The 25,346-nt window shown below is 72.9% G+C and carries 23 protein-coding genes; 6 read left to right on the forward strand and 17 right to left on the reverse strand.

The annotated features are described in order from the left end of the window. Window positions 1-53: 53 nt before the first annotated feature. Window positions 54-1,418, reverse strand: coding sequence for a glutamine synthetase family protein (locus ABZ858_RS34490; RefSeq protein WP_361387967.1), 1,365 nt, complete (start codon window positions 1,416-1,418; stop codon window positions 54-56). 95 nt (window positions 1,419-1,513) lie between these two features. On the opposite strand from ABZ858_RS34490, the gene ABZ858_RS34495 reads away from it, so the two are divergent. Next, window positions 1,514-2,275 (forward strand): FCD domain-containing protein, encoded by a 762-nt coding sequence (locus ABZ858_RS34495; protein WP_361387970.1) that lies wholly within the window; start codon window positions 1,514-1,516, stop codon window positions 2,273-2,275. Window positions 2,276-2,357: 82 nt separating this feature from the next. Further along, window positions 2,358-3,062 carry a gamma-glutamyl-gamma-aminobutyrate hydrolase family protein gene (locus ABZ858_RS34500; RefSeq protein WP_361387973.1) on the forward strand — a complete coding sequence of 235 codons (705 nt, stop codon included), beginning with the start codon at window positions 2,358-2,360 and terminating at the stop codon, window positions 3,060-3,062. A 411-nt stretch (window positions 3,063-3,473) separates the two neighbouring features. Here ABZ858_RS34500 and ABZ858_RS34505 read toward each other — a convergent pair whose 3' ends face one another. Continuing rightward, window positions 3,474-4,361: a LysR family transcriptional regulator gene (locus ABZ858_RS34505; RefSeq protein WP_361388048.1), complete on the reverse strand. Its 888-nt coding sequence runs from the start codon at window positions 4,359-4,361 to the stop codon at window positions 3,474-3,476. A gap of 241 nt (window positions 4,362-4,602) precedes the next feature. Between ABZ858_RS34505 and ABZ858_RS34510 the strand changes: the two genes are divergently transcribed. Next, window positions 4,603-5,793, forward strand: coding sequence for a C4-dicarboxylate ABC transporter (locus tag ABZ858_RS34510; protein WP_361387976.1), 1,191 nt, complete (start codon window positions 4,603-4,605; stop codon window positions 5,791-5,793). Here the strand turns inward: ABZ858_RS34510 and ABZ858_RS34515 are convergent. The 4 genes from ABZ858_RS34515 to ABZ858_RS34530 form a co-directional block, all read right to left on the reverse strand. After that, window positions 5,705-6,433 (reverse strand): helical backbone metal receptor, encoded by a 729-nt coding sequence (locus ABZ858_RS34515; protein WP_361387979.1) that lies wholly within the window; start codon window positions 6,431-6,433, stop codon window positions 5,705-5,707. The genes ABZ858_RS34510 and ABZ858_RS34515 overlap by 89 nt on opposite strands. Further along, on the reverse strand, window positions 6,433-7,026 hold the full coding sequence (locus tag ABZ858_RS34520; RefSeq protein ID WP_361387982.1) for an XRE family transcriptional regulator: 594 nt from the start codon (window positions 7,024-7,026) through the stop codon (window positions 6,433-6,435). The genes ABZ858_RS34515 and ABZ858_RS34520 overlap by 1 nt, the downstream gene beginning before the upstream one ends. A 347-nt stretch (window positions 7,027-7,373) precedes the next feature. Further along, a complete protein-coding gene (locus ABZ858_RS34525) occupies window positions 7,374-9,995 on the reverse strand; it encodes an ABC transporter permease/substrate binding protein (RefSeq protein WP_361387985.1) in 2,622 nt (873 codons plus the stop codon). Continuing rightward, entirely contained in the window at window positions 9,988-11,079 is a 1,092-nt protein-coding gene (locus ABZ858_RS34530) for a glycine betaine/L-proline ABC transporter ATP-binding protein (RefSeq protein ID WP_361387988.1), read from the reverse strand. The genes ABZ858_RS34525 and ABZ858_RS34530 overlap by 8 nt, the downstream gene beginning before the upstream one ends. Before the next feature lie 188 nt (window positions 11,080-11,267). Here ABZ858_RS34530 and ABZ858_RS34535 point away from each other — a divergent pair, with 188 nt between their 5' ends. The 3 genes from ABZ858_RS34535 to ABZ858_RS34545 all read left to right on the forward strand — a co-directional run bounded on the left by ABZ858_RS34535 (window position 11,268) and on the right by ABZ858_RS34545 (window position 14,161). Then, window positions 11,268-12,173 carry a 5'-3' exonuclease gene (locus ABZ858_RS34535; protein ID WP_361388051.1) on the forward strand — a complete coding sequence of 302 codons (906 nt, stop codon included), beginning with the start codon at window positions 11,268-11,270 and terminating at the stop codon, window positions 12,171-12,173. A 103-nt stretch (window positions 12,174-12,276) separates the two neighbouring features. Further along, window positions 12,277-13,122 (forward strand): siderophore-interacting protein, encoded by an 846-nt coding sequence (locus tag ABZ858_RS34540; protein ID WP_361387991.1) that lies wholly within the window; start codon window positions 12,277-12,279, stop codon window positions 13,120-13,122. A gap of 88 nt (window positions 13,123-13,210) precedes the next feature. Beyond that, complete coding sequence (locus ABZ858_RS34545; protein WP_361387994.1) at window positions 13,211-14,161, forward strand: RluA family pseudouridine synthase; 951 nt, start codon at window positions 13,211-13,213, stop codon at window positions 14,159-14,161. Here ABZ858_RS34545 and ABZ858_RS34550 read toward each other — a convergent pair. The 11 genes from ABZ858_RS34550 to ABZ858_RS34600 form a co-directional block, all read right to left on the reverse strand. Beyond that, window positions 14,155-15,726: a cytochrome P450 gene (locus tag ABZ858_RS34550; RefSeq protein ID WP_361387997.1), complete on the reverse strand. Its 1,572-nt coding sequence runs from the start codon at window positions 15,724-15,726 to the stop codon at window positions 14,155-14,157. The two genes, ABZ858_RS34545 and ABZ858_RS34550, sit on opposite strands and share 7 nt — an antisense overlap. Before the next feature lie 83 nt (window positions 15,727-15,809). Continuing rightward, window positions 15,810-16,430 carry an ATP/GTP-binding protein gene (locus tag ABZ858_RS34555; RefSeq protein WP_361388000.1) on the reverse strand — a complete coding sequence of 207 codons (621 nt, stop codon included), beginning with the start codon at window positions 16,428-16,430 and terminating at the stop codon, window positions 15,810-15,812. Continuing rightward, window positions 16,411-16,818 carry a DUF742 domain-containing protein gene (locus ABZ858_RS34560; protein WP_361388003.1) on the reverse strand — a complete coding sequence of 136 codons (408 nt, stop codon included), beginning with the start codon at window positions 16,816-16,818 and terminating at the stop codon, window positions 16,411-16,413. The genes ABZ858_RS34555 and ABZ858_RS34560 overlap by 20 nt, the downstream gene beginning before the upstream one ends. Beyond that, complete coding sequence (locus ABZ858_RS34565) at window positions 16,815-17,222, reverse strand: roadblock/LC7 domain-containing protein (protein ID WP_361388006.1); 408 nt, start codon at window positions 17,220-17,222, stop codon at window positions 16,815-16,817. Before ABZ858_RS34565 ends, ABZ858_RS34560 begins: the two co-directional genes overlap by 4 nt. Continuing rightward, window positions 17,219-18,832, reverse strand: a complete 1,614-nt coding sequence (locus ABZ858_RS34570; RefSeq protein WP_361388008.1) for an ATP-binding protein — start codon at window positions 18,830-18,832, stop codon at window positions 17,219-17,221. The genes ABZ858_RS34565 and ABZ858_RS34570 overlap by 4 nt, the downstream gene beginning before the upstream one ends. Before the next feature lie 374 nt (window positions 18,833-19,206). Continuing rightward, entirely contained in the window at window positions 19,207-22,059 is a 2,853-nt protein-coding gene (locus ABZ858_RS34575; RefSeq protein WP_361388011.1) for a DEAD/DEAH box helicase, read from the reverse strand. 170 nt (window positions 22,060-22,229) lie between these two features. Continuing rightward, window positions 22,230-23,132 (reverse strand): twin-arginine translocase subunit TatC, encoded by a 903-nt coding sequence (tatC, locus tag ABZ858_RS34580; protein ID WP_361388014.1) that lies wholly within the window; start codon window positions 23,130-23,132, stop codon window positions 22,230-22,232. A 92-nt stretch (window positions 23,133-23,224) separates the two neighbouring features. Then, window positions 23,225-23,512, reverse strand: coding sequence for a Sec-independent protein translocase subunit TatA (tatA, locus tag ABZ858_RS34585; protein ID WP_361388017.1), 288 nt, complete (start codon window positions 23,510-23,512; stop codon window positions 23,225-23,227). Window positions 23,513-23,791: 279 nt separating this feature from the next. Then, on the reverse strand, window positions 23,792-23,986 hold the full coding sequence (locus ABZ858_RS34590) for a hypothetical protein (RefSeq protein WP_361388020.1): 195 nt from the start codon (window positions 23,984-23,986) through the stop codon (window positions 23,792-23,794). A 21-nt stretch (window positions 23,987-24,007) separates the two neighbouring features. Beyond that, window positions 24,008-24,301 (reverse strand): hypothetical protein, encoded by a 294-nt coding sequence (locus ABZ858_RS34595; protein WP_361388023.1) that lies wholly within the window; start codon window positions 24,299-24,301, stop codon window positions 24,008-24,010. Further along, entirely contained in the window at window positions 24,298-25,341 is a 1,044-nt protein-coding gene (locus ABZ858_RS34600; RefSeq protein WP_361388026.1) for a WYL domain-containing protein, read from the reverse strand. Before ABZ858_RS34600 ends, ABZ858_RS34595 begins: the two co-directional genes overlap by 4 nt. Window positions 25,342-25,346 lie beyond the last annotated feature (5 nt).

A 25,346-nucleotide genomic window follows, 5' to 3' on the forward strand; every position in this document is an offset into this window, starting at 1 on the left:
CGTTGGTCGGGCACGTCGGGGCGTTCGCCGGACGCGTGCGGGCCTCGGGGCTCTCACAGGCGTTCGAAGGAGCGGCGCAGCTCCCAGTCGGTGACCGCGGCGTCGAAGGCGTCCAGTTCGACGCGGGCCATGTTGCGGTAGTGGGCCACGACCTCCGCGCCGAAGGCGGCTTCGGCGATCGGGCTGCGCTCCCACAGGTCCGCGGCCTCGCGCAGGGTGGTGGGGACGTGTGCGTAGTCGGCGGTGTAGGCGTTGCCGGGGCAGGGGTCGGGCAGTTCGAGCCGGTGCTCGACGCCGTGCAGGCCGGCCGCGACCAGTGCGGCGACGGCGAGGTAGGGGTTGACGTCGCCGCCGGGCAGACGGTTCTCGAAGCGCAGGGAGCGGCCGTGGCCGACCACGCGCAGGGCGCAGGTGCGGTTGTCGTGGCCCCAGGCGACGGCGGTCGGGGCGAAGGAGCCGGGCTGGAAGCGCTTGTAGGAGTTGATGTTGGGGGCGTACAGCAGCGAGAAGTCGCGCAGCGCGGCGAGCTGGCCGGCCAGGAAGTGCCGCATGAGGCCGGACATGCCGTCCGGGCCGTCGCCGGCCATGGCGTTGTCGCCGGCGGCGTCGGTGAGCGAGAGGTGGATGTGGCAGGAATTGCCCTCGCGCTCGTTGTACTTGGCCATGAAGGTGAGCGAGACGCCTTCCTGCGCGGCGATCTCCTTGGCGCCGGTCTTGTACAGGGCGTGCTGGTCGCAGGTGACGAGGGCCTCGTCGTAGCGGAAGGCGATCTCGTGCTGGCCGGGGTTGCACTCGCCCTTGGCGGACTCGACGGTGAGGCCGGCGCCGGCCATCTCGTTGCGCACGCGGCGCAGCAGGGGTTCGACGCGGCCGGTGCCGAGGACGGAGTAGTCGATGTTGTACTGGTTGGCCGGGGTCAGGCCCCGGTAGTTCGCGTCCCAGGCCTGCTCGTAGGTGTCCTTGAAGACGATGAACTCCAGCTCGGTGCCGACCTGGGCGGTGAGGCCGAGGGCGGCGAGCCGCTCCAGCTGGCGGCGCAGGATCTGGCGGGGCGCGGCGCGGACCGGGGAGCCGTCGTGCCAGGCGAGGTCGCCGAGGAGCAGGGCGGTGCCGGGGTGCCAGGGGATGCGGCGCAGGGTGGTGAGGTCGGGGTGGAGGGCGAAGTCTCCGTAGCCGCGGTCCCAGGAGGACATCGCGTAGCCGTCGACGGTGTTCATCTCGGTGTCGACGGCGAGGAGGTAGTTGCAGCCCTCGGTGCCGTGGTGCAGGACCTCGTCGAGGAAGAACCGGGCGGCGAACCGCTTGCCGGCCAGCCGCCCCTGCATGTCGGGGAAGGCCAGGACGACGGTGTCGATCTCCCCGCTCGCCACGAGTTCGCGCAGTTCCTCGACGCCGAGCGGGGGTGTGCGGTCTGCCACGGGAGAGCCTCCTTGGGCGCCTTCGCGCTTCTTCGGCCGAACCGGAAGCCATAAGGTATTGCGGAGAACCATTGGTTGGGAAGGGGACACGGGGCATGTCGCGCGGGACGGAGGGGCACGGGGCGGAGGAGCGCGGGGCGGGCGATGGGCTCGGCGCGGTGCTGCGGCCGGTGCGGGCGGGCAACGGCTTCGAGGAGGCACTGGAGCAGATCCTCCAGGTGCTGCGGCTCGGGCTGGTGCCGGCCGGTGAGCGGCTGCCCGCCGAGCGGGAACTGGCGGAGCGGCTGGGGGTCAGCCGGGTGACGCTGCGCGAGGTGCTGCGGGTGCTCCAGGACCAGGGGCTCGTGGCGGCGCGGCGCGGGCGCTACGGCGGCACGTTCGTGCTGCCGCGCGCGGAGCGGGCCGAGACCGGCGGCGGGGACGAGCTGCGGCGGCGGATCGCCGGCACCGACATCGAGGACGTACTGCGCTTCCGCGAGGTGCTGGAGGTGGGCGCGGTGGGCCTGTGCGCGGCGCGTCCGCTGGACGGGGAGGGGGCGGCGCGGCTGCGCGAGGCGCTGGAGCAGACGTACGACGCGCCCTGGGCCGACTACCGCCGCCGGGACACCCTGCTGCACCTCACGCTCGCCGAGCTGTGCGGCTCGCCCACGCTCACCGCGCAGTACGCGGCGGTCCGCGCCACGGTCAACGGCCTGCTCGACTGCATCCCGCTGCTGGTGCGCAACCTGGAGCACTCCCAGCGGCAGCACGGCGCACTGGTGGAGGCGGTGCTGGAGGGCGACGCGGACGGGGCGCGGGAGATGATGCGCGAGCACTGCGCGGGGACGGCGGCGCTGCTGCGGGGGTTCCTCGCGTGAGGGCGGCGGGGAAGGGTAGGGCTGGGAACGGTACGGCCAGAAAAGGTACGACTGGAGACCATTGTGGACCGGGGAGGACCGTATGACCGCACCGGGCGGGCATCCACCGCTGATCGGCGTCAGTACGTACCTGGAGACGGCGGCGCGCTGGGGCGTGTGGGAGCTGGAGGCGGCGCTGCTGCCGGCCGGCTATCCGCGGCTGGTCCAGCGCGCGGGCGGGCTCGCCGTGATGCTGCCGCCGGACGCGCCCGGGCGGGCGGCGACGACGGTGGCCCGGCTGGACGGGCTGGTGATCGCGGGCGGCCCGGACGTCAATCCGGCGCGTTACGGCGCCGAGCGCGACCCGCGGACGGGGCCGCCCGCCCGGGCCCGGGACGCCTGGGAACTCGCCCTGATCGAGGCCGCCCTGGCCGCGCGGGTGCCGCTGCTCGGCATCTGCCGGGGCATGCAACTGCTGAACGTCGCCCTCGGCGGCACCCTGGTCCAGCACCTGGAGGGGCACGCGGAGGTCGTCGGTGTCTTTGGCGGCCATCCGGTCACCCCGGTCCCCGGCACCCGCTACGCCGCCGCCGTCCCCGAGATGACGACCGTCCCGACCTACCACCACCAGGCCGTCGACCGCCTCGGCGAGGGCCTGATCCCCTCCGCCCACGCCGCCGACGGCACCATCGAGGCGATCGAGCCACCGCCCGACGCCCCCTGGACCCTGGGCGTCCAATGGCACCCGGAGATGGGCGAGGACGAGCGGGTCATGCGGGAACTGATCCGGGCGACGGGCCGCACCTGAGCCTCCGCCGCGGGGCACCGGAGACAGGGCAGGCGGGGTAGGGCGAGCGCGGAGGGCGCGGCCCCAGGGGCAGCACCGGCCCGGCCGACCGCGTCTTCACGGCAGCGCGCGACCCGGGCCTCGGCGGCTCGGCCGTACACCGGCCGCCACCCCGGCGCCCGCCCGATCCGACCCCCGCACACGGCCACGCCGGCGACAGCAGGCCCCGACCCGGGCCACCAGATCACCGGGCCACGGCCCGTGGAACCGCTGCGCGCGCAGGGCGCCGGCCCCCGACCGCAGGGCACCACGCGGCAACGGCAGCGCACCTCGGGCCGAGCGGTACGGACCGCTCTGCGCGCCACCTCCCCCGGGCTCGGCCCCACCCCGAAGCGCCACTCGGCCCCACCCCGAAGCGCCGCCACCCCGCGCTCAAGCCCGCCCCGGCGCTCCCCCGCCCCCCGTCCCCGACCGGGTCAGGGACAGCAGGTCGCGGGCCGGGCCCGCTGGGCGGTGGCCTGTGGGCCAGACGGCGCGGAGGTCGCGGCGCAGGGCGATGCCCTGGACCGGGACGGTCACCAGGCGGCGCAAGGAGAGTTCGTCGCCCACCGCCAGTTCGCTCAGCACCGCCGGTCCCGCGCCGCTGACCGCCGCGGCCTTCACCGCCGTGGTCGAGGAGAGTTCGATCAGCGGGCGGGCCAGGCCGCCGAGCGCCGCGTCCAGGACCTGCCGGGTGCCGGAGCCGGTCTCCCGCAGGATCAGCGGGGTGGTCGCGAGTTCCTCGGCCTCCAGCGGGCGCCGGCGGCGGGCCCAGGGGTGGGCGGGGGCGGTCACCACGATCAGGCGGTCGTGGGCGATCACCACCGAGTCGAGGCCGGACGGCACCGAGACCCCCTCCACGAACCCGAGGTCCGCCTCGCCCGCCAGCAGCCGTTCGGCGACCACCGCGGAGTTCCCGGCGAGCAGCGAGACCGCCGTGTCGGGGCGCCGCGCGCGCAGCGCGATCAGCCAGCCGGGCAGCAGGTACTCCGCGATCGTCATGCTGGCCGCCACCCGCAGCCGCGAGTCGCGCCGGTCCCGCAGCGCCTGCGCGCCCGCGTCGAACGCCTCGGCCGCCTCGACGACCCGCCGGGCCCAGTCGGTGACCAGCGCGCCCGCGTCGGTCAGCCGCGAGCCGCGCGGCGAGCGGTCCACCAGCGCCACGCCGAGCTGCCGTTCCATGGAGCGGACGCGGCTGCTGGCCGCGGGCTGCGTGATGCCCAGCTCCCGGGCCGCGCCGCCCAGGCTGCCCAGCCGGGCCACCGCGAGCAGCAGCTCCATCGCGCCCAGATCCGGCACCCGGTGCGACAGCGACACCCCGGGCGTCCGCCCGCCCCCGCCGCCGGTATCGCTTCCGGTGCCGCTCCCGTTCGCTCCGCCCACCTCCGGCCTCCTCCTCACCACATCACCACATCACTACTTGATTCCCAGCCCCAGCCGCCCGCGCCTCATAAACCCAGCTTATGTCCCGATAGCCACAGACCCCCTGGTGGGGACCCCGGACCTGCGAAAGCCTCACATCATGGTCTTCGCAGCGCATTCCCCCTCCCGGCGACAGGCAGCCGCCCGCCCGGCCGCCCCCCGGCCCCGGGTGCCCGCCGTGCGGCATCTGGGCCCCCACTGGTACGGCTCCGTCATGGGCACCGCCGCCGTCGGCTCGGCGGGCGCCGCGCTGCCGGTGCACGTGCCCGGGCTGCGGGCGGTCTGCGCCGCCGTCTGGGCGTTCTCGCTGCTCTGGCTCGCGGTCCTGCTGGCCGCCCGCGCCCTGCACTGGATCCACCACCGCGACCAGGCCCGCGCACATCTCCTCGACCCCATGGCGGCGCCCTTCTACGGCTGTCTGGCGATGGCGCTGCTGGCCGTGGGCGGCGGCGCGCTGTCCGTCGGGCGGGACGTGATCGGCGCGCGGGCCGCGCTCGCCCTGGACACCGTGCTGTTCACCGCCGGCACGGCCGTCGGGCTGGTGGCCGCGGTGGCGGTGCCGTACCTGATGGCCGTGCACCACCGGATCGAGCCGCGGCAGGCGTCCCCGGTGTGGCTGCTGCCGGTCGTCGCGCCGATGGTCTCCGCGGCGCTCGGGCCGGCCCTGATCGGGCACCTGCCGGCCGGTCAGGCGCGCGAGACGCTGCTGCTGGGCTGCGTGGCGATGTTCGGGCTGAGCCTGCTGGCGACGCTGGCCCTGCTGCCGCTGATCCTGGGCCGGCTGCTGCTCGCCGGGCCGCTGCCGCTCGCGCTGACCCCGACGCTGTTCCTGGTCCTGGGCCCGCTCGGCCAGTCCACCACGGCGGCCGGCGCCTTCGCGGACGCCGCCCCGGGCGTCGTACCGGACCCGTACGCCACCGGGTTCTCCGTGTTCGCCCTGCTCTACGGGGTGCCGGTGATGGGTTTCGCCCTGCTGTGGTGCGCCTTCGCCGCCGCCCAGGTGGTGCGCGCCGCCCGGCGGGGCATGGGCTTCGCGATGACCTGGTGGTCGTTCACCTTCCCGGTGGGCACCTGCGTGACCGGGGCCTCGTCCCTGGCCCGGCACACCCACCTCACCGCGTACTCGGCGCTGGCGCTCGCCCTGTACGCGGTGCTGGCCGTCGCCTGGGCCGCGGCGGCCGTGCCCACCGCGCGCGGCCTGCTCAGCGGCGCGCTGCTCGCAGCGCCGCGCCCAGCACCCGCGGAGCCTCGGCCAGCGACGGCCCGTACCACGTCAGGTGCCGCCCGCTGACCAGCGCGCACGGCAGCCCGGGGAAGGACTCCGGGCCGTCGTCGGCGGTGAAGCGGTACGGCTCGTCCGGCAGGACGACGACGTCCGGGGCCGCCGCCCGCAGCGCGTCGAGCGGGACCCGCGGATAGCGCTCGGTGTGGTGCGCGTACAGGTGGTCGACGCCGAGCCGGGCCAGGACGTCCCCGGCGAAGGTGTCCCGGCCGAGCACCATCCAGGGCCGCCGCCACACCGGTACGACGGCGGTCCGGCGCCCGGCAGCCACCCCGCCGGGGCCGGGCGCGGCCCAGGCGGCCTCGGCCTCGTCCAGCCAGCGCGGCCGGGACGGCGCCCCGCAGGCCGCCAGCACCCGGGCCAGCTCACGGAAGGCGCCCGGCACGTCGCGCACCTCGGTCACCAGGACGCCGAGTCCCGCCGCGCGCAGGGCGTCGAGGTCGGGGGCGCGGTTCTCCTCCTCGTTGGCGATCACCAGATCGGGGGCGAGGGCGGTGATCCGGTCGACGTCGGGGTTCTTGGTGCCGCCGACGCGGACCACGTCCAGGTCCGCCGGGCGGTCGCACCAGTCGGTGGCGCCGGCCAGGGCGCCGGGCAGTGTCACGGCGACCGCCTCGGTGAGCGAGGGGACCAGGGAGACGACGCGCATCAGCGCGTCCGGTCCTGCACCGCCTCGATGTGCTCGGCCACCGCGACCACCACCACCCGGGTGTCCGGCACGGTCGCCCGCCAGCGGTGGCGGACCCCGCCGGTCAGGTACATCGTGTCGCCGCGCGCCAGCCGGTAGGCGCGGCCCTCCGCCTCGATCTCCACCGCGCCGTCGGCGACGTACATCAGCTCGTCGTTGCGGTGCTGGAACTCGCGGCCCGCGTCGTGGTCGCCGGTGAACTCCGAGGCGTGCAGCTGGTGGTGGCCGCGCACCAGGGTACGCACCCGGGGCTCGGGCCCCACCCCGGCTGCCTCGGCCGCCTCAGCCGCCTCGGTGATCTCGGCCCGTACGACGTCGACGCTGCACGCCGGGTCGGCCGCCGCCAGCAGTTCCACGGCGGTGGTGCGCAGCGCGTCGGCGACCTTCTCCAGGGAGCTGCGGCTGGGCCGGGCCCTGTCGTTCTCGACCTGGCTCAGGAAGGGCACCGACAGGCCGCTGCGCCCGGCCACGACGGCGAGGGTAAGGTCCAGCGCCCGGCGGCGCCGCCGGACAGCCGCGCCCACCCGCAGGGACTGCTCCTTGTGGTCGCCCATCGCCCCGGCTCCCTCCTTCGCTCGTCGGCCGGTCCGCTGTCCGGTGCCCGCGTCCGGGCGCACCGCTCCTGATGACTTCTCTGCACCCTACGCATGTTCGGCAAACCGTTTCACGCGGTCTTCATGTCCGCGTAAGGAGCGCGTGCCGCCGACCTCATGTTTCGCGCCACGGGCACCGGGACGAGTGTGCCACTCTCCGTGATGGTCCGGATTCCCGCGGTGGACCGGGCGGACGGCCGAAGGGGCGGGCCCGGCTCCACGGTGTCAGGACCATGGGCGGGCCCGCCCCTTCGGCGGTGTATGGCGCGCCCCACGGGATCACATCGGGGTCGCCAAGAACGTCCGCGTCACTTCGGGGTCATCCGCGCCACGACGTCCGGGTGCTGCTTGATCCAGGCGTCGACCGCCTCGTCCTCGTGCCCCTGGCCGCGCGCGTTGATCTCGCTCTCCAGGCTGCCCAGCTCGTCCTCGCTCATCCGGAAGTTCCTGATGGTCTGGGCCAGGCGCGGGTACTGGCCGGGGAACTTCTCGCTGGAGATGGTGCGGATGGTGTTGCCCTCGCCGAAGAGCTTCTTGTCGTCCTTCAGCTTGGTCAGGTCGTAGCGGCTGTACGCCCAGTGCGGCGACCACAGCACGACGGCCACGGGCTCCTTCTTGGCGTAGGCGCGCTTCAGCTCGGCCAGCATCGCGGGCGTGGAGCCGTCGACGACCTTGTACTCCTTGTCCAGGCCATAGCCGGGCAGTACCTTGCTCTTGAGCAGGGACATCTCGCCGGTGCCCGGCTCGATGCCGATGATCTTCCCGCCGAACTCGGACGACTTGCCCTTGAGGTCCTCCAGGGACTTCACGTCCTTGACGTAGGAGGGCACGGCGATCTCCAGCGACGTCGGTCGGTACCAGGTGCCGAGGTCCTTGAGCTTGTCCTTGCTCTTGTCCCAGTAGTTCTGCTGGGCGTAGGGCAGCCACGCGTCGAAGTTGAGGTCGATGTCGCCGCCCGCCAGGCCGGTGTAGACCGGGCCGACGTCCATCTGCTTGAGGTTCAGCCGGTAGCCGTCGCGTTCCAGGACGTTCTTCCACAGGTGGGTGACGGCGATGTCCTCGTCCCAGGGGAACCAGGCCACGTTCAGGGGCCGCTTCGCCTCGGCCGGCTTGCCGCCGCCGGTGCCGCCGGGCACCGGGGCCAGCTTGTCGACCTGGCCCGGGTTCGACTTCAGCCAGGCGCGCACGGCGTCCTGCTGCCGGCCCTTGCCCGCCTTGTTGATCTCGGCTTCGAGGCTGGTGAGCTGCTTCTCGTCCAGCTTGAACTTCTTCAGCCAGTCGCCGACGACCGGGTTGTCGGCGGTGAAGCCCTTGCGGGCCAGGGTGTGCACGCCGTCGCCCTTGCCCCAGGCGCCCTTGGGGTCCTTGAGCTTCTTCAGGCCGTAGTCGTTGTACGCCCAGTGCGGCGACCAGAGGGTGACGAGGACCGGCTGCTTCTTGGCGTAGGCGCGCTTCAGCTCGGCCAGCATCGCGGGCGTGGAGCTGTCGACGACCTTGTACTCCTTGTCGAGGCCGTACGTGGGCAGCACCTTGCTCTTGAGCAGGGACATCTCGCCGGCGCTCGACTCGATGCCGGTGACCTTGCCGCCGAACAGGCCGGCCTTGCCCTTGAGGTCGTCGAGGCTGTTGATGTCCTTCATGTACGACGGCACGGTCAGCTCCAGCGAGGTGGGGCCGTACCAGGAGCCGAGGTCGTCGAGCTGCTTGCCGTACTTCTGCCAGTACTGGGCGTGGGTGGTCGGCAGCCAGGAGTCCGTCTCGAAGTCGACGCTGCCCTGGGCGAGCGAGGTGTAGAGCGGTCCGGCGTCGAACTGGCGGGCGTCCACCTGGTAGCCGCGCTGTTCGAGGATCTCCTTCCACAGGAAGGTGGAGGCGACGCCCTCGTCCCAGGGGATGTAGCCGAGGGTGATCTTCTTGCCCTTGCCGACGTTCTGGCCGTCGGCGGCGGCCGTGGCGCCCGAGCCGCCACCGCCGAAGATCCCCATGCCGCCCGCGACGAGGGCGAGGACGACCACGCCGACCATGGCGATCTGCGGGCGCGGCCGGTAGGACCAGATCTTCAGGCCCTGGGCGGCCCGCAGCCGGGCGGCGGCGCGCCGGCCGAGCGGCGAGACCTGGGTGCCCAGCGCGCTGGTCATCCGGTCGAGGTAGATCGCGAGGATCACGATCGCGATGCCGGCCTCGGAGCCGAGGCCGACGTTGAGCTGCCCGATGGCCTCGTTGACGTCGCCGCCGAGGCCGCCGGTGCCGACCATGCCGGCGATCGCGGCCATGGACAGGCCGAGCATGATGACCTGGTTGACGCCGGCCATCACGGTGGGCAGGGCCAGCGGCAGCTGGACGCGCAGCAGCGTGCTGCGGGGCGTGGTGCCGAACGCCTCGGCCGCCTCCACCAGTTCCTTGTCGACCTGGCGGATGCCCAGCTCGGTCATGCGCACGCCGGGGGCGAGCGCGAAGATCAGGGTGGCGACGATGCCGGCCGGGCCGCCGGTGCCGAAGAACAGGATGGCCGGGATGAGGTAGATCATCGCGGGCAGCGTCTGCATGAAGTCGAGGAACGGCCGGACCACGGCGCTGACCCGGTCCGAGCGGGCCGCCCAGATGCCGACCGGCACCGAGATGACCAGCGCGATGATCGTGGCGACCAGGACGAGCGAGAGGGTCACCATCGCGTCGTCCCACAGTTCGAGGGAGTCGATGAAGGCGAACCCGGCGAAGGTGAGGACACCGGCGAGCGTGCCGCGCAGCCAGAAGGCGAGCACGGCGAAGATGCCGGCCAGCAGCAGCGGCTGGGGCGCCTGGAGCACGGCGTCGATGCCGTCGTAAGCGCCGTTGAAGACGGTCTTGAAGAAGTCGAAGAGCCAGGCCATGTGGCCGAGCAGCCAGTCGACCGCGGAGTTGACCCAGCTGCCGAGCGGGATCCTAGGCACGGGCCACCTCCTTGCGGCCGCCCCCGCCGCGCGGGGCGTCGCACGGGCCGGGTTCCTCGGCGTCCTCGTCGCCGAGGAACCCGACGAGCTGCCGGCGCGGCACGACACCGACCACGGTGTGGTGCTCGTCCAGGACGGCCACGGGGTGGGAGACGCGGGCGCTGATCGCGCACAGTTCGGTGAACGGGGTGTCCGGGGTGGCCGTCTCGCAGCCGCAGTCCGCCTCGTCGCCGCGTACGCCGCGGTCCATGACCGCCTCGGCGGTCAGCACCCGGGAGCGGTCGACGTCCTGGGTGAAGGAGGCGACGTAGTCGTCGGCGGGGTGCAGCAGGATGTCCTCGGCGGAGCCGGTCTGCACGATCCGGCCGTCGCGCATGACGGCGATGCGGTCGCCCAGGCGCATGGCCTCGTTGAGGTCGTGGGTGATGAACACGATGGTCTTCTTCAGGGTCTTCTGCAGCTGGAGGAGCTGGTCCTGCATGTCGCGGCGGATCAGCGGGTCCAGGGCACTGAAGGACTCGTCCATCAGCAGCAGGTCGGCGTCGGTGGCCAGGGCTCGGGCGAGGCCGACGCGCTGCTGCATGCCGCCGGACAGCTCGTCGGGCCAGGAGTCCTCCCAGCCGGCCAGGCCGCACAGGGCGAGCGCCTCGTCGGCGCGGCGTGCGCGCTCGGCGCGGGGCACGCCCTGCACTTCCAGGCCGTAGGCGGCGTTCTCGCGGACGCTGCGGTGCGGGAAGAGCGCGAAGTGCTGGAAGACCATGCTGATCTTCCTGGAGCGCACCTCGCGCAGCTCGCGGTCGGTGAGCGCGGTCAGGTCCTGCCCGTCGAAGCGCACCTGCCCGGCCGTGGGCTCCAGCAGCCCGTTCAGCATCCGCAGCAGCGTGGACTTGCCGGAGCCGGACAGTCCCATCACGACGAAGATCTGGCCGGGGTCCACCGTGAAGGAGGCGTCGATCACGGCGGCGGTGGTGCCGTCGGCGCGCAGCTCCTTCCGGTCGGCGCCCTGCCGGAGTCTTTCCACTGCCTGGTCCGGTCGTCTGCCGAACACCTTGTACAGGTGTTCGGCCTCAAGCCTTGATGACACGCGCACCTCTCTCGTCGGGGACAGGACAGGAGCCGAAGCGTCGATAACAGTTGAATAACGCAACTACTTCCGCTCGGGCGCGCGCCTGCCCAGACCCCCCGGGGCCAAACTCAGAAGTGGCCCGCCTCACACCGGGCCGGGCGCCTGTCAGTGCCGTACGGCATGATCGGGACGTGACCGGACGACTGATGCTCCTCGACACCGCCTCCCTGTACTTCCGCGCCTATTTCGGCGTCCCGGAGTCGGTCAGGGCCCCCGACGGCACCCCGGTGAACGCGGTGCGCGGACTGCTCGACTTCATCGACCGCCTGGTCAAGGACCACCGGCCCGACCACCTCGTGGCCTGCATGGACGCCGACTGGCGCCCGCACTGGCGGGTGGAGCTGATCCCCTCCTACAAGGCGCACCGGGTGGCCGCCGAGCACCCGGCCGGCCCGGACGAGGAGGAGGTCCCGGACACCCTGTCCCCGCAGGTCCCGGTGATCGAGGCGGTCCTCGACGCCGTCGGCATCGCCCGCGTGGGCGTCGCCCGGTACGAGGCGGACGACGTGATCGGCACGTTCACCGCCCGCGCCACGGGCCCGGTGGACATCGTCACCGGCGACCGCGACCTGTACCAGCTGGTGGACGACGCGCGCGGGGTGCGGGTGCTGTACCCGGTCAAGGGCGTCGGCACGCTGCAGACCACGGACGCGGCGGTGCTGCGCGAGAAGTATGGCGTCGACGGCAGCGGGTACGCGGATCTGGCACTGCTGCGCGGCGACCCGAGCGACGGACTGCCGGGGGTGCCCGGCATCGGGGAGAAGACGGCGGCCAGGCTGCTCGCCGAGTTCGGCGACCTGGCCGGGATCATGGCGGCCGTCGACGACCCGGAGGCGAAGCTCACGCCGTCGCAGCGGGGACGGCTCGACGCGGCCCGTCCGTACCTCGCGGTGGCGCCGAAGGTCGTCCGGGTCGCCTCGGACGTGCCGCTGCCGGACATCGACACGGCGCTGCCGCGCGCCCCGCGCGACGCGGCCGCGCTCCGGGAGCTGGCCGGCCGCTGGGGGCTGGGCGGCTCGCTGCAACGGCTGCTCACGACCCTGGCGGCGTGAGGCGGCCGGCGACGCGGGATGGAGGGAGTCGGAAAGGAACGGGCCGGGGCCGCGCGGGGATGCTAACTTAGGCTTACCTAAGCAAGTCGATGAGGAGGCCGTCATGGCAGAACGTCCGGCGCGCAAGCCGCGGAGCGCGCACACCGCGCAGGTCGTCCGCACCGAACGGCTGACCCCGCACATGCAGCGCGTGGTCCTCGGCGGCGAGGCGCTGGCCGACTTCTCGGCCGACACGTGCACGGACCACTATGTGAAGCTGCTGTTCCCGGCCGAGGGCGTCAGCTACCCCGAACCGTTCGACCTCCAGTTGATCCGCGAGCGGTTCCCGCGCGAGCAGTGGCCCGTGACCCGCACCTACACCGTGCGCGCCTGGGACCCCGAGCACCGCGAGCTGACCCTGGACTTCGTCGTGCACGGCGACGAGGGCCTGGCCGGCCCGTGGGCGCTGGGCGTCCGGCAGGGCGAGACCATCCGCTTCATGGGCCCCGGCGGCGCCTACGCCCCCGACCCGAGCGCCGACTGGCACCTGCTGGCCGGCGACGAGAGCGCGCTGCCGGCCATCGCCCGCTCCCTGGAGGCGCTGCCCGCCGGCGCCACCGCCCGCGCGTTCGTCGAGGTCTCCGGCCCCGAGGAGGAGCAGAAGATCGACTCCGACGTGGAGGTGGTCTGGCTGCACCGCGGGGACCGCCCGGTCGGCCAGGCGCTGGTGGAGGCCGTACGGGCGCTGGACTTCCCCGCGGGCCGCGTGCACGCGTTCGTCCACGGCGAGGCCGGCTTCGTCAAGGAGCTGCGCCGGCTGCTGCGGGTGGAGCGGGCGATCCCGCGCGAGGACCTGTCGATCTCCGGCTACTGGCGCCTGGGCCACAACGAGGACGGCTGGCAGGCCTCCAAGCGCGAGTGGAACGCCCGCATCGAGGCCGAGCAGGAGAGCGCGGCACCGGCCGCGTAGACCACGACGCAGAACACGACGGCGGGGCCGTGAAGGGCGGCGGGACCAGCGCTTTCCCGGCCGTGCGTCACCTCGTAGGCTTCGGGCGATGAGACGCAAGACCCGCATCCCGCCCGCTCCCCTGCCCCAGCGTCACGGGGTGGACCCGGTCCGGGTACGGCTGCCCGCCGGGGGGACGTGGACCACCGTGCGCGAGCACCTGGTGGAGCGGCTGTCGGGAGCCGCGCCCGGGGCGGTGGAGGCCATGTTCGCGGCGGGCCAGGTCGTCGGGGCCGACGGGCGGGCGGTCGCGCCCGGGGCGCCGTACGAGCCGGGGATGTACGTCTGGTTCCACCGGGAGCTGCCCGCGGAGGTGCCGGTGCCGTTCCCGCTGGAGGTGGTCCACCGCGACGAGCACCTCGTCGTCGTGGACAAGCCGCACTTCCTGGCCACCACCCCGCGCGGCTCGCACGTCACCGAGACCGCGCTGGCCCGGCTGCGGCGCGAGCTGGGCATCCCGACACTCGGCGCCGCGCACCGCCTGGACCGGCTCACCGCGGGGCTGGTGCTGTTCACCGTGCGCCCCGAGGAGCGCGGCGCCTACCAGACGCTGTTCCGCGACCGGCTGGTGCGCAAGGAGTACGAGGCCGTCGCCCCGTACGACCCGGCGCTCGTCCTGCCCCGGACGGTACGCAGCCGGATCGTGAAGGAGCGCGGCGAGCCGGCCGCCCGCCAGGTGCCGGGCGAGCCCAACGCGCTGACACGGGTGGAACTGGCCGAGCACCGCGCCGACGCGCTCGCCCGGTACCGGCTGCTGCCGGGCACCGGGCAGACGCATCAGCTGCGGGTGCACATGTCCGCGCTGGGCGTGCCGATCCTGGGCGACCCGCTCTACCCGGTGGTGACCGGCCCCGGCCCGGCCGATGACTTCCGCCGCCCGCTGCAACTGCTGGCCCGGTCCCTGGAGTTCACCGATCCGGTCACCGGGCGGGAGCACCGGTTCCGCAGTGCGCGGGTGCTCGAAGCCTGGTCCTCCTACCGGCGGTGGGCGGGTCAGTAACCCCGCCACCACCGCAGGAACCGCTGCCAGGCCCCGCGCGGACGGTCCCGCTCCCGTCCGGCGTCCACGGCGGGCGCGGGCGTCGCGGGCGCCGTCCGGGGCCGCGGCGGGACGGTGACGACCGCGGTACGGGGACCGGCCGGCGGCGCCGGGCGCGGCGCGGAGGCCACCGCCGGCTCGGACGAGGGCGACGGCGAGGGCGGCTGCTCGGACCGTACGGTGCTGATCTCCCACGCGGGACGCGGCTGCGGCACGGGCATCGGGGTGTGGCTCGGCTGCGCCCGTACGTCCTGCGGTGGCCGCGGGGTGAACCGCACGGGCAGCTCCACCAGGTGCTGCGAGGCGATCGACTCGGTCCAGCCCAGCTCCGCCTCGGCGCAGTCGAGCTGGATGTCCGGCAGCCGCATCAGCAGCTTGTCGACGCCCACGTCGGCGATGGCCCGCCCGATGTCCTGCCCGGGGCATTCGTGCGGGCCGCCGCTGAAGGCGAGGTGCGAGCGGTTGCCCTGCATGTCGGCGGAGAGGTCGGGGCGCACCCGCGGGTCGACGTTGCCCGGGGCGATGCCGAGCAGCAGCCCGTCGCCCCGGCGGATGCGCTGGCCGCCCAGCTCGGTCTCCTGCTTGGCGAAGTAGGCGAAGATGGTGCTGAACGGCGGCTCGTCCCACAGGGACTGCTCGACCGCCTCCGGCACCGTCATCTGCCCGCCGTTGAGCTGGGCGCGGAAACCGGGGTCGGTGAGCACCCGCAGGATGGTGTTGGCCAGCAGGTTGGCGGTGGTCTCGTACGCGGCGATGAGCACGAGCCGCAGGTGCTGGCCGACCTCGTCGTCGTCCAGGCCCGCCGGGTGGCCGATGAGGTGGCTGGTGAAGTCGTCCTCGGGCCGGGCCCGGCGGCGGGCGGTGAGCCGGCGCAGGCAGCTCATGATGTACTCGTTGCTGGCGATCGCGGTCTCGGTGCCCTTGAGCATGTCGCGGGCGGACTGCACGATCCGGTCGTTGTACTCCTCGGGCATGCCGAGGACCTCGCACATCACGGCCATCGGCAGATGCTCGGCGAACTGGCCGACGAGATCTGCCCGGCCCGTCTCGCAGAACCGGTTGACCAGGCGCTGGGTGGCGCGGCCGATGTGGCGGCGCAGCCCGCGGTGGTCGATGGTCCCGATGGCGGCGTTGACCGCGCCGCGCAGCCGCAGGTGCTCGTCGCCCTCGGCGTGCGAGCAGATCGGCTGCCAGGCGATGTGCGGCATCAGCGGATGATCGGGGCGGACCATGCCGTCCTTGAGCGGCGTCCAGATGCGGCTGTCCCGGGTGAACTGCGAGGAGGTACGGACCATGTGCAGGTTCTCGGCATGGCCGAGGACCACCCACATCGGTACGTCGTCGTGCAGCAGCACGGGGGCCACCGGGCCGTACCGCTCGCGCAGCCGCTCGTAGAGGTCGGCGAGGTCGGGGGCCTCGTGCAGCCGGTGCGGCCCGCCGGCTCCGATGCCGTGCGCGGGGCAGCCGGGGGGCGGCGCGGCGGTGCGGTCGTCCGGACCGGTCGGGGGATGGGGTTCAGGCGTCACAGCGGTCGCTTTCGGGACGGAAAGGACGGGAAAGGACAAGAAGGGGGGCGAGCGGGGGGCGGGAAACGGGGCGGCGGGGCGACTCAGGCGCGCGAGCCGGTCATGGCGAGCGAGTGCAGGAAGCGCATCAGGGTCATCAGCACGTCCCGGCTGGAGGCCCGCCGGCGTACGTCGCACTCGACCATCGGGACGTCCTCGGACAGGTCGAGCGCGGTACGCAGTTCGGTCATCGGGTAACGGGGCCCGTCCGGGAAGGAGTTGACGGCCACCACGAAGGGCACACCGCGCTCCTCCAGGCGGCCCATCACGTCGAAGCTGACCTCCAGACGGCGGGTGTCGACCAGGACGACCGCGCCGAGCGCGCCCTCGAACAGCCCGTTCCACAGGAACCAGAAGCGCTCCTGGCCGGGGGTGCCGAAGAGATAGAGCACCAGTTGCTCGGTGATGCTGATCCGGCCGAAGTCCATCGCCACGGTGGTGGCGGTCTTGGACTCGGAGCCGTAGTCGTCGTCGACGCCGATACCGGCCTGGGTCATGGTCTCCTCGGTGGTCAGCGGCCTGATCTCGCTGACCGAGCCGACCATCGTGGTCTTGCCGACCCCGAAACCGCCGACGATGACGATCTTCACCGCGGCTTCGGCCGTGTGCGGCAGGTGGTCCTCGGTCCGGGGACCGGAGAGGGTGTCAGAGCCGTTGAAGTCCATGCATCACCGCTTCGAGGAGGGAACGGTCGGGGACCGCCTGGCGCACGATCGGGGCCCGCGCCTGCACCAGTTCCGCCGTCAGCAGCTCGGTGATCAGGACCGTCATCGCGCTGAACGGCAGGCTGAGGTAGGCCGACAGCTCGGCCACGGACAGGGGGGCGGTGCACAGCCGCAGCACCGCCGCCTGCTCCGGGGTGGCGGACGGCGGCGGCTCGGCGCGGGCCACCACCAGCGTCACCAGGTCGAGCGCGGCACGGGCGCCGTCCTCGCCCGGCCCGGCGACCACGTACAGCCGCTCGGGGTTCTTCTGCTCGCCCTGCTTGGCGGGCCTGGCGGGCGGCGGCGGTTCGTGCGCGGGGTAGCGCCTCTGGCGTCGCGGAGGCGTCATACGGTCTGCCCGTTGCGCCGGGGCGGGCTGGTCAGGTGGGCGCCGATGCGGACCACGAGGTCGCGCATCCGGGCGCTCATCATGCCGGGTTCGGTACGGATGTCGGCGAGCACCGCGAGGTAGGCGTTGGCGCCGGCGGACATCAGGTAGAAGTAGCCGCCGTCGATCTCGATGACGACCAGTTTCATCCGGCCGTCGCTGTCCGGGATCTCGACCGCGACGGCGCTCGCCAGGCTCTGCAGTCCGGCGCAGGCGGCGGCCACCCGGTCGGCCGCGTCGGGGTCGCCGCCGTAGCGGGCGATGCGCAGGCCGTCGGCCGACAGGACCACGATCATCTCGATGCCCGGTACGCCGTCGTTCAGCTCCTTGAGCATCCAGTCGAAGTTGGCGCGCTGCTGGATCACTTGAGGTCCCCCTCGTCGTCGGCCGCGTCACGGGCCGGCTTCTCGATCAGGTGCAGGAATGCGGTCGGGTCCTGGGTGAAGGCGGTCGGGTCCGGGCCCGGGTTGTCCTTCTTGAGGCCGTCCCAGAACGCCTCGACCCACAGGCCCGGTTCGGGCTCCTTCTCGGCGGCCCGGGGAGCGGTCACGGGCGTGCCCCACACGGACCGGCCCTCCTGCTCGGCGCGCTCGGCGGCGGCCTGTTCGGCGATGCGCTGGCTGAGCGGGACCTTGACCCGGCTGCGGCGCTGCGGCAGGCCGTTCTCCGTCCACTCGGTGACCTCGGGGACCTCGTCCTCCATCGGCACCGAGGCGGGGATGCGGGGGCTGGTGGGGCGGCGCTTCTTGGGGGCGCGCGCGGGGCCCTCCACCGCGTCCTCGCCGGGCCGCGGGATGGAGGTGGCGCCGATGCCGTGGGCGAGGCCGGGGGCCGGGTCGGTGGTCATCAGGTCGCTGGGCACGATGAGGACGGCGCGCACCCCGCCGTAGGCGGAGGCCCGCAGGGAGACCTGCATTTCGTACTGGGTGCACAGGCGGCCCACGACGGCCAGGCCCAGGCGGGGGCTCTCGCCCAGTTCCTGGAGGTCGACCCCGGCCTTGGCGGCCTCGACCATCCGCTCGATACGGGCCCGGGACTCCTCGTTGAGGCTGACCCCGCCGTCCTCGATCTCGATGGCGACGCCGCTCTGCACCTCGACGGCGGTGACGTGCACCTTGGTCTGCGGCGGCGAGTAGCGGGTGGCGTTGTCGAGGAGTTCGGCGGCGGCGTGGATGACCGGCTCGACGTCGGTGCCCTTGATGTTGACCTTGGCGATGGAGTGCAGCTCGATCCGGCGGTACTCCAGGATGCGGGACATGGCGCCGCGCAGCACGCTGTAGAGGGTGACCGGGTTGGGCCACTGGCGCCCCGGCCGGCCGCCGCCGAGGACGGAGATGGAGTCGGCCAGGCGGCCGATCAGCGCGGTGCCGTGGTCGATGCGCAGCAGGTCGTCGAAGACCTCGGGGCTGCGGCCGTGGTCCTCCTCCATCTCGCGGAGTTCCTTGGCCTGCTGGTGCACGATCGCCTGGACGCGCCGGGCGATGCTGACGAAGGAGCGCTGGGTGGAGTCGCGCATCGACTCCTCCTGGTCCACGATCTTGAGGATCATGCGGACGACTTCGCGCTGCGGGTCGGAGATCCGGCACCACTCGGGGTCGCCGTCGATGATGTCGCGCATCACCTCGCGAGGGGTGTGGCTGGCGCGCAGATGGGCGATGGCGGCGGGCAGGATCTCCGCGGCGAGGTAGGCGACCTCCTCGTCGTGGCCGGCGAGGCGCCGTTCCAGGTACTCGGTGTGACGGGCGTGCTCGGCGCGCTGGTCGCGGACGGTACGGCCGCGGCGCACCGCTTCGGCGGCCGTGGCGAGCACGAGCAGGGTGGCGACGGCGCCGCAGCAGCCGACGGCGAGGCGGGCCGGTTCCGTCACCAGGGCGACGGCGGCTCCGCAGACCGCCGCCATCACTATGGCCGGCAGCAACAGCACGCGCACGAAGGGAAGTTCACGGCCGCCGGGGGGCGATTGGACACTCACCATGTAGGGCCTCTGAGACGAATCGGCTGGAGTTCGGGGCAGCTTCCCGCGGGGCAGGACAGGGAACTGAAGGGATGTTCGGCACCTTCGGGATATACGGGAACAAACGCACGAAGACATCTCAACTCGGTGCGCTGCGGGCGAGCTTAGTCCGACCGGATCATCGCCGTGTCATCTTCGGCAAGCGCCTGAAACGGGGCGTGCCACTGGAGTAACCTCGGTCGATTTGCACGCTGCGCCTTCGCTCGAACGCGGAACGTGATGGCGTACGGGCATGCGAAAGACACTCACCGTGACGAGTGAACAAGCACCGCGGGGCGTGACGGTACGCCGCTCAGCGGCGTACCGTCACGCCCCGCGTCAGGGGTTCCCGGAGGTCACCCCACGGAGGAGTAGGCGACCACTCCGCGCAGCAGTCCGTCGACCGCCTTGCGCGCGTTCTTCGCCACCGTCGAGCCCTCGGCGGGCGCCGCCGCCGCGATCTGGCCCAGGACGTCGATCACCTGCTTGCACCAGCGCACGAAGTCGCCGGCCGGCATCTCCGCCTCGCGCAGCACCTCGTCCAGGCCCTTGCCCGAGGCCCACATGTACGCGGCCCAGGCGAACCCGAGGTCGGGCTCGCGCTGGCCGACGCCCTCGGTCTGGCTGATCCGGAAGTCCTCCTCCAGGGCGTCCAGCCGGCCCCAGATCCGCACCGTCTCCCCCAGCGCGGCCTTCGCCCGGCCCGAGGGCAGCTTCGGCGCCATGGCGTCGTCGCCGACCCGGGCCTCGTAGACCAGCGCCGAGACGCAGGCGGCCAGTTCGGCCGGGCCCAGGCCCTCCCAGACGCCCTCGCGCAGGCACTCGCTGGCGAGCAGGTCCAGCTCGCCGTAGAGCCGGGCGAGCCGCTTGCCGTGCTCGGTGACCTCGTCGCCGCGCAGGTAGTCCAGCTCGGTGAGCAGCGCCACGATGCGGTCGAAGGTGCGCGCGATGGTGTTCGTGCGTCCCTCGATGCGGTGCTCCAGCTGCTTGGTGTCGCGCATCAGCCGGTGGTAGCGCTCGGCCCAGCGGGCGTGGTCCTCGCGGTCGTCGCAGCCGTGGCAGGGATGGGCGCGCAGGGCGGTGCGCAGCCGGGCGATCTCCCGGTCGTCGGCCGCCTGCGAACGCCGCTTGCGGTGCCGCTCGGCCGGGATGTGCCCGGCCTTGGTGCGCAGCGCGGAGGCCAGGTCGCGGCGGGACTGCGGGGAGCGCGGATTGAAGGACTTGGGGACGCGCATCCGCTCCAGCGGCTCCACCGGCACCGGGAAGTCGATGGCCGCCAGCCGCTTGACCTGCCGCTCGGCGGTCAGCACCAGCGGACGCGGGCCGTCCTGGTGGTCGAAGCCGCGGTGCCCGTCGGAACGGCCGGCCGGCAGGCCCGGGTCCAGGACGAGCGCCAGGCCCGCGTACTTGCCGGTGGGGACGTGGATGACGTCGCCGGGCCTGAGCTTCTCCAGGGCGACGGCGGCCTCGGCGCGCCGCTGGGAGGCGCCCTGGCGGGCCAGCTCCGTCTCGCGGTCCTTCAGCTCCCGGCGCAGCCGCATGTACTCCGAGAAGTCGCCGAGGTGGCAGGTCATGGACTCCCGGTAGCCGGACAGACCCTCCTCGTTGCGCTGCACCTGCCGGGAGATCCCGACGACCGACTTGTCGGCCTGGAACTGCGCGAAGGAGGTCTCCAGCAGCTCGCGGGAGCGGTGCCGGCCGAACTGCTCGACCAGATTGACCGCCATGTTGTACGACGGCTTGAAGCTGGAGCGCAGCGGGTAGGTGCGCGTGCCGGCCAGGCCCGCCAGGTGCTCGGGGCTCATGGCGCGCTGCCACAGCACCACCGCGTGCCCCTCGACGTCGATGCCGCGCCGGCCGGCCCGGCCGGTGAGCTGCGTGTACTCGCCGGGGGTGATGTCGGCGTGCTGCTCGCCGTTCCACTTGACGAGCTTCTCCAGGACCACCGAGCGGGCCGGCATGTTGATGCCGAGGGCGAGGGTCTCGGTGGCGAAGACCGCCTTGACCAGGCCGCGCACGAACAGTTCCTCGACGACCTCCTTGAAGGTCGGCAGCATGCCCGCGTGGTGGGCGGCGATGCCGCGCTCCAGGCCCTCCAGCCACTCGTAGTACCCGAGGACGTGCAGGTCCTCGCGCGGGATGGCGGCGGTGCGCTCCTCGACCAGGGCGCGGACCTGCTCGCGCGCCTCCTCGTCGTTGAGCCTGAGACCCGCGTGCAGGCACTGCTGGACGGCGGCCTCGCAGGCGGCGCGGGAGAAGATGAAGGTGATCGCGGGCAGCAGGCCCTCGCCGTCCAGCCGCTCGATGACCTCGGGGCGGCCCGGCGTCCAGATCCGGGAGCGCTGCCTGCGCTCGCGCTCACGGTCGGCCTCGCGCATGTTCCGGCCGCGCCTGCGGTCCTGGTAGGACGGGCGGGCCGCCTCCGTCCGGGCGAGCCGCATGAGGTCGGGGTTGACGGCCTTCTTGTGGCCCTCGCCCTCCTCGAACAGGTCGTACATCCGGCGTCCGGCCAGCACGTGCTGGAACAGCGGCACGGGCCGGTGCTCGGAGACGATCACCTCGGTGTCGCCGCGCACGGTGTCCAGCCAGTCACCGAACTCCTCGGCGTTGGACACGGTCGCCGACAGCGACACCAGGGTCACCGACTCGGGCAGGTGGATGATCACTTCCTCCCAGACGGCGCCGCGGAAGCGGTCGGAGAGGTAGTGCACCTCGTCCATGACCACGTAGCCGAGGCCGCGCAGGGTCTGGGAACCGGCGTACAGCATGTTCCGCAGCACCTCGGTGGTCATCACGACCACCGGGGCGTCGGAGTTGACGCTGTTGTCGCCGGTGAGCAGGCCGACCTTGCCGCTGCCGTAGCGCCGGCACAGGTCGGAGTACTTCTGGTTGGACAGCGCCTTGATGGGTGTCGTGTAGAAGCACTTCCGGCCCTGCTGGAGGGCGAGGTGGACGGCGAACTCGCCCACGATCGTCTTGCCGGAACCGGTGGGCGCGGCGACCAGCACGCCCTTGCCCGCCTCCAGGGCCCGGCACGCCTCGATCTGGAAGGGGTCGAGGCCGAAGTCGTACATCTCGCGGAAACCCGCGAGCGCGGTGGCCTGCTCGGCAGCTCGCCTGCGCGCTGCCGCGTACCGCTCGGCCGGTGAGAGGTCCTGAGTCATCGTGCTTTCGAGCGTACCGGGCCGCACTGACAACAGGACGATCATTATCGCGATCGGCCGGGGAGCGCGGAAGCACGGGAGCGCGGACGCCCCGGGCCCGCGAGAAGCAGGCCGCGGGGGGCCTGGCCCGCGAGAAGGGGACCTGGCAGAGCCGTGCACGCGAGAGCCGGCCGCTCGCACGGGGCGGGCGGCCGGCTCTCCGGGCGGAGTGCGGCTCAGGTCACGTCGTCGTAGCCGTTGACCCGTTCCGTACCGGACTGCTGCTGGGGCAGGGCGCGGCCGGCGCTGACGGGCTCGACGTCGTCGATGTCCTCGGGGGTGAGGTCGAGGTCGGACGCCTCGTCGTCGGAGAGTCCCGCCCCCTCCCGCCGGCGCTTGCGGCGGTCGTTGAGCAGGGAGAAGCCCACGGCGATGAAGAACAGACCCCAGATCGGCGCCGCCAGGGACAGCATCGTCCCCGGGTCGGGGCTGGGCGTGGCCACGGCTGCGAAGGCGGCGATGCCGACGACCATGCCGCGCCACCAGCCGAGCATGCGCCGCCCGGACAGGACACCGGTGAGATTGAGCATGATCAGCAGCAGCGGCATCTCGAAGGCGAGCCCGAAGACGACGATCATGCGAATGGTCAGATCGAGCAGGTCGTCCAGCGGCAGCAGGTTCTCGGCGCCGCTGGGCGTCAGGTCGACCAGGAACTTCGCCGTCATGGGCAGCACGTTGTAGGCGAGGTAGCCGCCGGCGAGGAAGAGCGGGAAGCCGAAGCCCACGAAGGCGTAGGCGTACTTCTTCTCGTGCCGGTGCAGGCCCGGCGCGACGAACGCCCACAGCTGGTACAGCCACACCGGCGCCGCCAGCACGATGCCCGTGGTCAGGGCGATCTTCAGGGCCAGTGTGAAGGGCGCCAGCAGGCCGCTGACCGTGAGGTGCGCGCAGTGGTTGTTCTTGGTCTTGGCCAGTTCTCCGAAGGCCTGCGGGCAGCCGATGGAGTCCAGCACCGGCCGGGTGACGAAGTTGGTGATGTCCTTGTAGTAGAACGCCGCCACGATCGTCACGACGAGGATCGCCAGAACACCCTTCGCGAGCCGGTTGCGCAGCTCACGCAGGTGTTCCGCGAGTGGCATACGCCCCTCGGGATCCCTCTCCTTCTTCGGGGCAGGCTTGAGCAACCCACATCCTCATCTCGTGCAGCGGACCGCTGGACGCGGTCCTCTCGTCAGCGCTGGGGCGTCGAGTCCGACGGCTCCGCGACCGGGCGGGAGCTGGTCACGTCGCCGGGCGCCGACTGGATCGTACGCTGCGCCGCAGGCTGCTCCTCGGCGGACCGGGCGGACGTGCCGGACTTGCCGCCGTCGTCCTTCATCGCCTTGGCCTCGCTCTTGAGGATGCGCGCGGACTTGCCGAGCGAGCGCGCCATGTCCGGAAGCTTCTTCGAGCCGAACACGAGGACGATCACCAGAACCAGGAGCACCAAGTGCCACGGCTCAAGTGCGTTGCGGAACATAAGTCTTCACCTTCTCACTGAGGCGGGGCCGAGGGGCATGTCCGACCGGTCGGACAGGTGTCTGACCATCGCGCTGACAGCGATCGTATCGCCCGGGGATGAACACCGACCCATCCCTGTGCGTACTTCCGCTCGCCCCTGTGCGTACTTCTGCTCTGCGGACCGTGCCTCGTTCTCCGGGCCGCGACTAGCAGGGTACCTAGCCGCGAGGCCAGGGTGACAGGGCGAAATGCTCCCTGGGAGAGACGTTCGCCGGCTCACAGGAGTTCCCGGGGCGGCTCACAGGGAGTCGGCCGCCCGGGCCGCGCTCGCACTGGCGCGTTCCAGGTCCTCGGCCGCCCTGCTGATCCGGTGCGCCGAGTCGGAGACCTGCCTGCCGAGGCGCTGCGCCTCCAGGAAGACCCGGACGGCCAGCACCCCGAGGACGGCGAGTCCCACAAAACCCGCGGCTACCGCGAACATCGGCCAGAACATGGCGCCGAGCCTAGCCCCTGCCTAGACCGTGCCGTGCAGCCGCAGGGTCCTGACCCCGCCGCCGGTGAGCAGCTCGACGATGCGTTCGCCCGCGGGCTTGCGTACCGCGGTGCCGCACTCGGGGCAGGTGAAGGAGTAGAAGGTGGTCCGGCTGGTGGCGCCGATGGCCAGCCGCAGCGCGCTCGCGGCCAGCTCGGAGCTGACCCGGCAGTCCGGGCAGCCCGCCCGGAACACCACGGGGGCCACCCTGCGCATCCCGGCGAAGGCGGCCGCCACCGTCATCTCCCCGGCGCCGGACACCGCTGACTCGCTCACAGCCCTCGCTCCTCCTGTCGTTCCGGCAGGTCCCGGCCGCCGGCCGCCGCCCCCCGGGGCGGCTCGTCGTAGGCCGCCAGGGCCGCGCGGGCCGCGTGCCGTGCGCTGTCGGCCAGCTCGCCCGGCGCGACGATCCGGCCGTCCGGGCCCAGGCGCAGCGCCAGCCGCCTGAGCGAGGCCGGGTCGGGGGTGCGCAGCGTGATGCGCAGTCCGCCGTCGGGCAGTTCCTCGGCGCTGTCGTGCGGGTAGTACTCGGCCACCCAGCGCCCGCCCGGGCCGACCTCGATCACCACCTCGGGGTCCTCGGCGGCGGGCTGCACCAGCGCCTCGGACAGGTCGCGCAGCTCTATCTCGGGCGGCGCGGACGGCTCGTCGAGGATCTTGATCTCGGCGACCCGGTCCAGCCGGAAGGTGCGGCGCGCCTCGGAGCGGCGGCACCACGCCTCCACATAGGTGTGCCCGACGCTGACCAGGCGGATGGGGTCGATCTCCCGCTCGGTGACCTCGTCGCGCGCGGGCGAGTAGTAGCGGATCCACAGCCGGCGCCGCTCGGAGATGGCCCGGTCGACGTCGGCGAAGACACCGCCCTCGGACTCGAACGTCACCGACAGACGCGAGCTGGCGCCCGCCGCCTCACCGGCCGCGGTCTCCACCTTGGCGGTGGCCCGCAGCAGGGCCTGCCGGTCGCTCTCGCGCAGCCCGGGCAGGGTGGCCACCGCGCGGGCGGCGACCAGCAGGGCGGTGGCCTCGTCGGCGGCCAGCCGCAGCGGCTCGGCCGCGTCCGCGCCGAGCGCCGCCGGGTTGTGCCACCAGATGCGCTCGCCGTCGGTGTCGATGTCCAGCAGGTCGCCGCCGCGGAAGCTGGTGCCGCACATGGGCAGCACATCGAGGTCGGAGACCAGCTCGTCCTCGCTGATGCCGAAGGCGCGGGCGACGTCCTCGATCCGCGCGCCGGGCCGCTCCCTGAGATAGGTCACCAAGGAGAGCATCCGCCGGGTCTGGTCGATGGCGTTCGCGGGCCTGACCGGTTTGCCTGCCACAGTTA

This window comes from Streptomyces sp. NPDC047017 (assembly GCF_040644175.1).
GTDB lineage: Bacteria > Actinomycetota > Actinomycetes > Streptomycetales > Streptomycetaceae > Streptomyces.

Bases quoted from the DNA above. Each gene is read 5' to 3' on its own strand.
- ABZ858_RS34495 (WP_361387970.1), top strand. From the start codon at position 1,514: ATGTCGCGCGGGACGGAGGGGCACGGGGCGGAGGAGCGCGGGGCGGGC.
- ABZ858_RS34500 (WP_361387973.1), top strand. From the start codon at position 2,358: ATGACCGCACCGGGCGGGCATCCACCGCTGATCGGCGTCAGTACGTAC.
- ABZ858_RS34505 (WP_361388048.1), bottom strand. From the start codon at position 4,361: ATGGAGCTGCTGCTCGCGGTGGCCCGGCTGGGCAGCCTGGGCGGCGCG.
- ABZ858_RS34510 (WP_361387976.1), top strand. From the start codon at position 4,603: ATGGTCTTCGCAGCGCATTCCCCCTCCCGGCGACAGGCAGCCGCCCGC.
- ABZ858_RS34515 (WP_361387979.1), bottom strand. From the start codon at position 6,433: ATGCGCGTCGTCTCCCTGGTCCCCTCGCTCACCGAGGCGGTCGCCGTG.
- ABZ858_RS34520 (WP_361387982.1), bottom strand. From the start codon at position 7,026: ATGGGCGACCACAAGGAGCAGTCCCTGCGGGTGGGCGCGGCTGTCCGG.
- ABZ858_RS34535 (WP_361388051.1), top strand. From the start codon at position 11,268: ATGCTCCTCGACACCGCCTCCCTGTACTTCCGCGCCTATTTCGGCGTC.
- ABZ858_RS34540 (WP_361387991.1), top strand. From the start codon at position 12,277: ATGGCAGAACGTCCGGCGCGCAAGCCGCGGAGCGCGCACACCGCGCAG.
- ABZ858_RS34545 (WP_361387994.1), top strand. From the start codon at position 13,211: ATGAGACGCAAGACCCGCATCCCGCCCGCTCCCCTGCCCCAGCGTCAC.
- ABZ858_RS34555 (WP_361388000.1), bottom strand. From the start codon at position 16,430: ATGGACTTCAACGGCTCTGACACCCTCTCCGGTCCCCGGACCGAGGAC.
- ABZ858_RS34560 (WP_361388003.1), bottom strand. From the start codon at position 16,818: ATGACGCCTCCGCGACGCCAGAGGCGCTACCCCGCGCACGAACCGCCG.
- ABZ858_RS34570 (WP_361388008.1), bottom strand. From the start codon at position 18,832: ATGGTGAGTGTCCAATCGCCCCCCGGCGGCCGTGAACTTCCCTTCGTG.
- ABZ858_RS34575 (WP_361388011.1), bottom strand. From the start codon at position 22,059: ATGATCGTCCTGTTGTCAGTGCGGCCCGGTACGCTCGAAAGCACGATG.
- tatC (WP_361388014.1), bottom strand. From the start codon at position 23,132: ATGCCACTCGCGGAACACCTGCGTGAGCTGCGCAACCGGCTCGCGAAG.
- tatA (WP_361388017.1), bottom strand. From the start codon at position 23,512: ATGTTCCGCAACGCACTTGAGCCGTGGCACTTGGTGCTCCTGGTTCTG.
- ABZ858_RS34590 (WP_361388020.1), bottom strand. From the start codon at position 23,986: ATGTTCTGGCCGATGTTCGCGGTAGCCGCGGGTTTTGTGGGACTCGCC.